The sequence below is a fragment of the Massilia cavernae genome (genome assembly GCF_003590855.1).
In the GTDB taxonomy this organism is placed as follows: domain Bacteria; phylum Pseudomonadota; class Gammaproteobacteria; order Burkholderiales; family Burkholderiaceae_D; genus Telluria_A; species Telluria_A cavernae.
In genome coordinates this window covers 88,636-96,756 of record NZ_QYUP01000124.1, presented here as the reverse complement: position 1 = coordinate 96,756, position 8,121 = coordinate 88,636, and the positions used below count along the sequence as shown (strand labels likewise).

Here is an 8,121-nt window from a genome sequence, read left to right as displayed (position 1 = left end):
TAGTGCTTGAAGTCCTTGCGATCGGGTAGTTTGCCGAGCGGGAGCCTGCGCAGGAATTCGCGCGTGGGCGCGACGATCAGCACGTTGTCGAGCCAGCCGCTGTTCGGGCCACGCGCGGCGCGGCGCCATGGCAGCCCCTTGTCCAGCCAGCCGGGCACGATGTGCTCGGTGAAGTGCGGATAGAGCACCAGTGAGCCCTCACTTGCTCCCGCCATGCGCGAGTACGGCAGCGCAAGGTTGTAGTCGATGATACCCCCGTCCCAGTAAGTTCCCTCCGGGGCGCCCGGAATGCCCTGCACCGGTTTCATGATCAGCGGAAGCGTGCCGGAGGCAAGCAGCGCCGGCGCAAGATTATCGGCGTCCAGCGTTGAAAAATGGGTGGTGAAAGCGTCGAACTTGTCGCGCAGCCATGGCGCCTGTTCACGCTGGTCGCTCATGACGACGCGTTCGAGCATGTGCGCAAGGCGGTCGCGCGACGCCAGGTTCAGCAGCGAGGCGGCGGCAAAGCCGCGCATTTCGGCGCGCCGGTGCGGCGGCGCCTTCAGGCCGCGCAGGCCGCGCACGGTCAGCAGGCTCAGGCGATTATGCGGATGGCTGAGGACTTCGTGTTCGCGGCCGCCGATGAATTCCGACACCAGCTTGCGGCAGACGTCATCGATTTCTTCTACCGAGGGCTTCGCGGTGTAGCGCTGCTCGCAATACAAGCGGCCGAGGCGCTCGAAGGCGCGCACCGGGTCGGCCTGGCAGGCGGCGGCCATGCGCCAGGCGCCGATCGATGCACCGATCAGGGTGCGTTCGCGCGCGGATTGCGGGAGCCAGGAGCCGAACAGCCACTGGTCGAGGGCGTTGAAGATAAGGCCTTTGGCGCCGCCGGCCGCGGCCGGGATGACGGCGATGTCGCTGGCTTGCAGGCCGTGCGCCCGCAGATGGGCGAGCGCGGTCGGGCCGGCGTGGAATGAAAGTGCGTTCATTCCAGGATTATATCGGTGCCGGATTCTAGGCCGTATGCAATTGCATCGTGGCAATATCGAACTTGCCTTCCACCGCCAACGGAACCACGCGCAAGCTCTTGTCGATCGATTCCTCGATCAGCACCTGTTCATCCTTGCGTGGGCGATGCAGCACGAAGTCCGCCACCGGCTGCTGCAGGTTCAGGCTGCGCGGGTGGCCGATGCCCAGCCGCAGGCGCCAGTATTCCTGCGTGCCCAACGCCGCAGTAATGTCCTTCAGCCCATTGTGTCCGCCCGACGAACCGCCCTTCTTCATCTTGGCCACGCCCGGCGCCAGGTCCAGCTCGTCATGCACCACCAGGATTTCGTCCGGGTTGATCTTGAAGAAGCGCGCCAGCCCGCCGACCGACTGGCCGGAGCGGTTCATGAAGGTCTGCGGCTCGAGCAGCCACACTTCGTTGCCGGCAATCGAGGTCCTGGCCACCATCGCATTGAAGCGAGATTCGCGCTGCAGGCGGCAGCCGGGCAGGCTGTTGGCGAGGTTGTCGACCAGCCAGAATCCGGCATTGTGGCGCGTCAGTTCGTATTCAGGGCCGGGGTTGCCGAGGCCGACGATCAGGCGAATAGGCATGCTGTTCCAAACGGTAAAATGGTTATTATCAGTGAAAACAGGCGAAAAAAAACCCGCCGGCCAATTTTGCCAGCGGGTTTCTTCGGCTGCCGCATTGCTGCGGCGGACGAATTACTTCTTGCCTTTAGCTGGCTTTTCTTCAGCAGCAGCTTCGCTCGAAGCAGCTGCAGCAGCTACGTGGCCTGCTGGTACCGATGCGGTAGCAATGGTCAGGTCGGAACCGTGGGTGATCGCGGTAACGCCTTTTGGCAGGGTCAGGTCAGCTACGTGGATCGAGTGGCCGACGTCGATGTTTGCCAGGTCAACGTTGATGAACTCTGGCAGGTCTGCTGGCAGGCAGGAGATTTCCAGCTCGGCCAGGACGTGCGACACGGTTGCGCCGTGCAGCTTGACCGCTGGCGAAACGTCAGCGTTGATGAAGTGCAGCGGCACTTTCTTGTGGACTTTGCTCGAAGCGTCAACGCGCTGGAAGTCAGCGTGCAGTACCAGTTGCTTGTATGCGTGCATCTGGAAGTCGCGCAGCAGGACCTGCTGGGTCTTGCCGTCGATTTCCATGTCCAGGATCGAACCGTGGAACGCTTCTTTCTTCAGCGCGTGCCACATTGCGTTGCCGTCCAGGGCGATCAGCACCGGGGCTTCTGCGCCGCCGTAGATGATGCCTGGGGTTTGGCCAGCATTGCGCAGGCGGCGGCTCGCTCCGGACCCCTGCTGAGTGCGATTGAATGCGATAACTTTCATGTGAAACTCCAAAAAATGCGGGGCATCTGCCCTGCGTTGTGAGGTCCCCCGCGACCAGGGGCCCTCGAGAATGAGTGCAACATCGCACCCATGAATCCTTCAAGACACAACGGCGCGCTGGCATTTTCGCCAGCGCGCCGCTCGAATACTGCTTGTTTTTCTACCGCTTAGTCGATGAACAGCGACATGACCGAGTCGCCCTTGCTGATACGCTTGAACGTTTCAGCCAGCAGCGGAGCACTGGTCAGCTGGCGGATCTTGGTGCAGGCCTGGCCTGCCGCCGACAGCGGGATCGTGTCCGTCACCACCAGTTCGTCCAGCGGCGACGCCGAGATGCGGTCGATTGCCGGGCCGGACAGGACTGGGTGCGTGCAATACGCTACAACCTTCTTGGCGCCGCGTTCCTTCAGGACTTCGGCTGCCTTGGTCAGGGTGCCTGCGGTGTCGACCATGTCATCCATGATCACGCAGTTACGGCCTTCAACTTCGCCGATGATGTTCATAACTTCCGACACATTCGCCTTCGGGCGGCGCTTGTCGATGATCGCCAGGTCGCAGCCGAGGCGTTTTGCCAGCGCACGGGCACGCACCACGCCGCCAACGTCAGGCGACACGACCAGCAGGTCTTCGTAGTTGCGCTTCTGCAGGTCGCCCAGCAGGATCGGGGAAGCGTAGATGTTATCGACCGGAATATCGAAGAAGCCCTGGATCTGGTCGGCGTGCAGGTCCATGATCAGGACGCGCTCGACGCCGGCTTCTTCCAGCATGTTGGCAACGACTTTAGCGGAAATCGCAACGCGGGCCGAACGCGGACGGCGGTCCTGGCGAGCGTAGCCGAAGTAAGGAATCGCTGCGGTGATGCGGCCGGCAGAAGCGCGCTTGAGCGCGTCGACCATCAGCATGATTTCCATCAGGTTGTCGTTGGTCGGTGCGCAGGTCGACTGCAGCACGAATACGTCTTTGCCGCGGACATTCTCGTTGATCTCGACCATGACTTCGCCGTCCGAGAATTTCGAAACGACTGCTTTGCCGAGAGGAATGCCGAGATTTTTTGCGACTCCTTCTGCCAACGCAGGATTAGCGTTGCCGGTAAAAACCATCAGGTTTTCGTAAGCCATGGGAGTCCCAAAGAGAAAAAGCGTTGATGACTTGAAAAGACGCCGCGAGAACCTGCTTACGGCGCTGTGCTAAAGATGACTCGCGAGAGCGAGGCCACCGACTTTACCTGCTGGACGCTAGCTTCGCATCGACAGACCAGGCAAAATTAATGGCAGGGGAACAAGGATTCGAACCTTGGTATGCTGGAATCAAAATCCAGTGCCTTAACCAGCTTGGCGATTCCCCTACGCAACCTACTGCTTGTCGTTATATTTGACGTATATCAACGTCGAATCTAACGCCAAACGAATTTTAGTCTATAACTCCATCAACTTGCAACACCTCAGCCAGTGGATGTTTCGGCAGCGATTTCGCTTTCCAGGCGACCCATTCGGAAGGCACTTTTGAGAGCACTTCGTCGGCTTCGCTTTCAGTGGAAAACGCGCAAAACACGCACGCTCCGGAACCAGTCATCCTGGCGCCACCATAACGCCCCAGCCATTCGACCGCCCGGGCTACCGGCGGGAACAAGCGGGATGCTACAGCTTGCAAGTCGTTTCTCCCATACTCGCTCGGATTCGTTTGACTCACGAGGCATCTGGAAAAGTCCGCTATTGTGACGGGTTCCGTGTTCCTTGTCAAATCCTCGGCTGAAAAAATTGCGGCCGTAGGCACCGACACGCCAGGTTCGATGACGACATACCAGTAATCGGGCACGTCCACTGCCTGCAGCGCTTCGCCCACGCCTTCCGCGAAGGCGGTCTGGCCGAAGATGAAGAACGGGATGTCGGCGCCCAGCGGCAGGCCCAGCGCCATCAGTTCGTCGCGGTCCAGGCCGGCCTGCCACAGGTGGTTGGCCGCCATCAGCGCGGTGGCGGCGTCGGACGAACCGCCGCCCAGCCCTCCTCCCATCGGCAGGATTTTTTCGACAGTCACATCGATGCCGGGAGGCAGGCGGCCGTGGCGGCGCTGGAACTCGGCCTGCAGCAGCCGCAATGCGCGCACGATCAGGTCCTGTTCTTCGGGCACGCCGGGGATGTCGTTGGCGCGGTGGATGCGATCGTCGCCGCGCAGGGCGAAGTGCAGCACGTCGCCGTGGTCGACCATCTGGAACACGGTTTGCAGCAGGTGGTAGCCGTCGGGACGGCGGCCGCACACGTGCAGGAAAAGGTTGAGCTTGGCCGGCGCGGGGCAATCGCGCAAAACTGTTTGCGTCATTGCCTCAGCCCTGCGGATAAATGACGATGCGGATTGCCAACTCGTCGGTGGTGGCGGTGGCGTTGCGTTCAGCGTCGATCCGCTTTGGCACTGGTTGGGCGGCAGCTTCGTCCTGCCACGATACGAAGGTCAGGCGCCAGCCGTCGGCGGTGGTGACGGTGTTGGTGGCGGGCGAGGCGGTGAAGCGCTTGCCGCCGGGCGTCGTCGCGTAGCCTTGCAGCCAGTCGCGCAGGCCGGATACCGGCAGCGACCAGCCCAGCGTCTGCGCCGTAAGGCTGTCGATGTCCTTTGCCACGCGCGGCACTTTGTCGGTCTGGGTCAGCGTTGCCGAGTCGGGGGTGACGCTGATTTGCGCAAGGGTCTGCCCAAACGGCGAAGCCAGGCTCACGTCGATGAGGTCGCCCTTCTGCGACCAGCTGAATTTGCCGGACAGGGTTTCCGGCTTGCCGTCCTTTTGGTAGTTGACCAACAGGCTGCCGTTGAGGTCGATGACGTCGCGGTAGGCGGCGACCGGTGCCTGGGACACCGCAGCAGGAGTAGTCGTGGCGCAGCCGGTAATCAGCATCGCGGTGAGCGCCGGAGCGAGTGCTGCAAGGAGTCGTTTATTCATTCGTTATCGTTCGATCCGTCGTACCCGCGAAAGCGGGTACCCATACTGAGCTGATGATGGACGCTTAGTATGGGTTCCCGCCTGCGCGGGAACGACGGTTTTGAAATTAGTGGTAATAGTTGAAATTATCGCTGATCACAGCTTCAGCTGTAGCCGCGCCAGCGTGTTTCGGAGTGCATCGTTCTTCGGATCCTTGGCGCGCGCCTCGCGCAGCAGCTTGCGCGCTTCGGCCTGCTGCCCCTTGCGCCACAACACTTCGCCCAGGTGCACCGCGATATCCGCATCATTGCGCAGCGAGTAAGCCTTGCGCAACTGCAGCTCCGCCGCGTCAAGGTTGCCCATGCGGTAATGCACCCAACCGAGGCTGTCCATGATGAACGGATCTTCCGGCGCCATCTTCATCGCCTTGTCGATCAGCGCCAGCGCCTCGTCCAGCCGCACATTGCGCTCGGCCAGCGAGTAGCCCAGCGCGTTATAGGCATGATGGTTGTCCGGCGCCAGCGCCATCACCGCGCGCAGCGCCTTTTCCATCACTTCCACACGGCCGATTTTCTCGGCCTGCAACGCAAAGTCGTACAGCAGGTCGGGATTGTCCGGGAAGCGTCGCGTGCCGACTTCCAGCACCTTGTACGCGTTGGCGAACTGGCCGGCGTCGCGCAGGACCTGGCCCTCGGCCAGCACTACCTGCGCCTGTTCGGTCTTTTCGGCTGGAGCAAGCCCGGTCAGCAGCTTGCGCGCGCCGGCCACGTCCCCTGTCCTGCCCATCAGCTGCGCACGCTTGATCTGCACGCCGAAAGTCATGGCCGGATCGGCGCTGTCGATCTTGTCCAGCCACTTGCGCGAGGCGGCGAGGTCGTCGCGCTGCTCGGCCAGTTGCGACAGCATCAGCAGCACGCGCGACGGGTCGCGCTCGTCGTCGGGGCTTTCGCCCAGCACGTCGATGAAGCGCGACAGGTATTTCTCGGCGGCTTCCGACTCATCCAGCTGCATCGACAGGATGCCCAGCGCATACAGGTTGCCCAGGTTGTCCGGCTGTTCCGCCAGCAGCCTTTCGAACGATTCGCGCGCCTTGGCGTACTCCTTCTGGTCGACCAGCAGGCGGGCATGCGCCGCGCGCACTTCATGGGCCTTGGGATGGGTGGCGAGGAAGCTGGTGAACAGCGTTTCGACGCTGGCCGGGTCGGCCATCACCTGGGCCAGCATCAGCACCGAAATTTCGGAATCGGGCTTGAGCGCGAGCGCCGCGCGCGCTTCGGTTTCGGCGCGCACCTTGTCGCCGCGCGAAAACGCGTTTTGCGACAGCAGGATGCGAGCTTCGACCGTGTTGTTGTACGGAGTGATCAGGCGCTCGAGCATCGCCGACGCCGCCTCCTTGTCCTTGGCGCGACTGAGGAACTGGCGGGCCTGGAACATTGCCGCGCCACGTTCCGCGATCGGGGCATCGGCCAGCCGCTGCTTCAGGATCGCCTCGGCTTCCGGCAATTTGTCGGACATGACGGCCAGGCCGAGATAGGCGCGCGCAGCGTCTTCGGAATCGGGCGCCAGCTCGCGCCAGGTGCGCACCGCCGCCATCGCTTCCAGCGGCTGGGTGGCGCCCAACGCCATTTCGGCGGCGCGGCGTGCAAGGCGCGGGTCACGCGTCTGGCGGGCAATGTCGAGCAAGTCGGCGTACGGCCGCTCCCACTTTCCCTCGCGGTATTCCAGCTCTGCCTTCATGAGCTTGTACAGCAGGTCGCTGGTCAGCGCGACGTTCGGCAGCTTTTCGTCGTCACTGGCTTCCACAGCCGGCGAACTCGTTTCGTCGGCGACCGCGGCTGGCTCGACCTCTGCGGGCGGCACCGAGGCAGGCTGCGGCTGTTGCACCACAGCACACGCCGATAACAGGCCTGCGAGGGTTACAATGACGAAAGCGTTTTTCAAAGCAATTCCAGAATGACATCGATGATTTCTGATTCTACGCCCAACCTCCCGGTCGCGTGCGCACCCGCCATCGCAATTTACACAATTTCACGTTTCCCCCATGCCTGAATTGCCAGAAGTCGAAGTCACGCGGCGCGGCGTCGCACCGCATATCGAAGGGCGCGTGGTGGACGATGTCGTGATGCGCCGCAGCGGCCTGCGCTGGCCGTTCCCGGAAGGGCTGCGCGAGATCCTCGTGGGAAGGCGCGTGCTCGGCACCGGGCGGCGCGGCAAGTACCTGCTGGTCGAATTCGACAACGGCACCCTGATCATTCACCTGGGCATGTCCGGCCACCTGCGCGTTCTGCCCTTCGGCACCGCATACCGCACCCACGATCATTTCGACCTCGTCGTGAGCGGCGCCGGAGGGAAACACGTCCTGCGCCTGCACGATCCGCGCCGCTTCGGCGCCGTGCTGTGGCACGACAAGAGCGAAGGCGAGCTCGACGAGCACCTGCTGCTGCGCGGCCTCGGCGTCGAGCCGCTGGGCGAGGACTTTTCCGGCGACCTGCTGTACCGCGCCACGCGCAAGCGCAGCGCGCCGATCAAGCAGGTGCTGCTGGCGGGCGACATCGTGGTCGGGGTCGGCAACATCTACGCCTGCGAGAGCTTGTTCCACGCGGGAATCAACCCTAAAACGCCGGCCGGCCGCATCGGAGCTGGTCGATATGACAAGCTTGCCCTCGCGATCCGCGACGTGCTGGCCGCGGCGATTGTGCAGGGCGGCAGCACCTTGCGTGACTTTATTGCCGTTAACGGACAATCTGGCTATTTCCAGCAGACATATTTCGTCTATGATCGTGCAGGAGTACCTTGCAGAAACTGTGGCGCAGACATCCGCCAGATCAAGCAAGGCCAGCGGTCGACTTTTTATTGTGTAAATTGTCAGAAATGACGGGAAGCGCCGGCCGCGCAGA

At 62.5% G+C, this 8,121-nt stretch carries 8 protein-coding genes and 1 tRNA gene; 1 reads left to right on the top strand and 8 read right to left on the bottom strand.

Annotated elements, in window-relative coordinates; translation table 11 throughout:
* The 8 genes from D3872_RS16510 to D3872_RS16475 all read right to left on the bottom strand — a co-directional run.
* The coding region (locus tag D3872_RS16510; protein ID WP_119811828.1) for a patatin-like phospholipase family protein at positions 1-971 on the bottom strand (971 nt) is incomplete at its 3' end.
* Positions 972-996: 25 nt separating this feature from the next.
* On the bottom strand, positions 997-1,581 hold the full coding sequence (pth, locus tag D3872_RS16505; protein ID WP_119811827.1) for an aminoacyl-tRNA hydrolase: 585 nt from the start codon (positions 1,579-1,581) through the stop codon (positions 997-999).
* A gap of 111 nt (positions 1,582-1,692) precedes the next feature.
* A complete protein-coding gene (locus D3872_RS16500) occupies positions 1,693-2,319 on the bottom strand; it encodes a 50S ribosomal protein L25/general stress protein Ctc (protein ID WP_119811826.1) in 627 nt (208 codons plus the stop codon).
* A gap of 167 nt (positions 2,320-2,486) precedes the next feature.
* A complete protein-coding gene (locus tag D3872_RS16495) occupies positions 2,487-3,437 on the bottom strand; it encodes a ribose-phosphate pyrophosphokinase (protein ID WP_119811825.1) in 951 nt (316 codons plus the stop codon).
* A 150-nt stretch (positions 3,438-3,587) separates the two neighbouring features.
* A tRNA-Gln gene (locus D3872_RS16490) sits at positions 3,588-3,664 on the bottom strand.
* A 65-nt stretch (positions 3,665-3,729) separates the two neighbouring features.
* The gene (ispE, locus tag D3872_RS16485) at positions 3,730-4,635 is read right to left on the bottom strand and encodes a 4-(cytidine 5'-diphospho)-2-C-methyl-D-erythritol kinase (RefSeq protein WP_119811824.1); all 906 of its coding nucleotides are present in this window, start codon (positions 4,633-4,635) and stop codon (positions 3,730-3,732) included.
* 4 nt (positions 4,636-4,639) lie between these two features.
* On the bottom strand, positions 4,640-5,245 hold the full coding sequence (locus D3872_RS16480) for an outer membrane lipoprotein LolB (protein WP_119811823.1): 606 nt from the start codon (positions 5,243-5,245) through the stop codon (positions 4,640-4,642).
* A gap of 135 nt (positions 5,246-5,380) precedes the next feature.
* Complete coding sequence (locus D3872_RS16475) at positions 5,381-7,111, bottom strand: tetratricopeptide repeat protein (protein WP_229459365.1); 1,731 nt, start codon at positions 7,109-7,111, stop codon at positions 5,381-5,383.
* 154 nt (positions 7,112-7,265) lie between these two features.
* On the opposite strand from D3872_RS16475, the gene mutM reads away from it, so the two are divergent.
* A complete protein-coding gene (gene mutM / locus D3872_RS16470) occupies positions 7,266-8,099 on the top strand; it encodes a bifunctional DNA-formamidopyrimidine glycosylase/DNA-(apurinic or apyrimidinic site) lyase (RefSeq protein ID WP_119811821.1) in 834 nt (277 codons plus the stop codon).
* Positions 8,100-8,121 lie beyond the last annotated feature (22 nt).

Excerpts from the sequence above, each read along its gene's own strand:
- mutM (WP_119811821.1), top strand. The coding sequence starts at position 7,266 with ATGCCTGAATTGCCAGAAGTCGAAGTCACGCGGCGCGGCGTCGCACCG.
- pth (WP_119811827.1), bottom strand. The coding sequence starts at position 1,581 with ATGCCTATTCGCCTGATCGTCGGCCTCGGCAACCCCGGCCCTGAATAC.
- ispE (WP_119811824.1), bottom strand. The coding sequence starts at position 4,635 with ATGACGCAAACAGTTTTGCGCGATTGCCCCGCGCCGGCCAAGCTCAAC.
- D3872_RS16495 (WP_119811825.1), bottom strand. The coding sequence starts at position 3,437 with ATGGCTTACGAAAACCTGATGGTTTTTACCGGCAACGCTAATCCTGCG.
- D3872_RS16500 (WP_119811826.1), bottom strand. The coding sequence starts at position 2,319 with ATGAAAGTTATCGCATTCAATCGCACTCAGCAGGGGTCCGGAGCGAGC.
- D3872_RS16480 (WP_119811823.1), bottom strand. The coding sequence starts at position 5,245 with ATGAATAAACGACTCCTTGCAGCACTCGCTCCGGCGCTCACCGCGATG.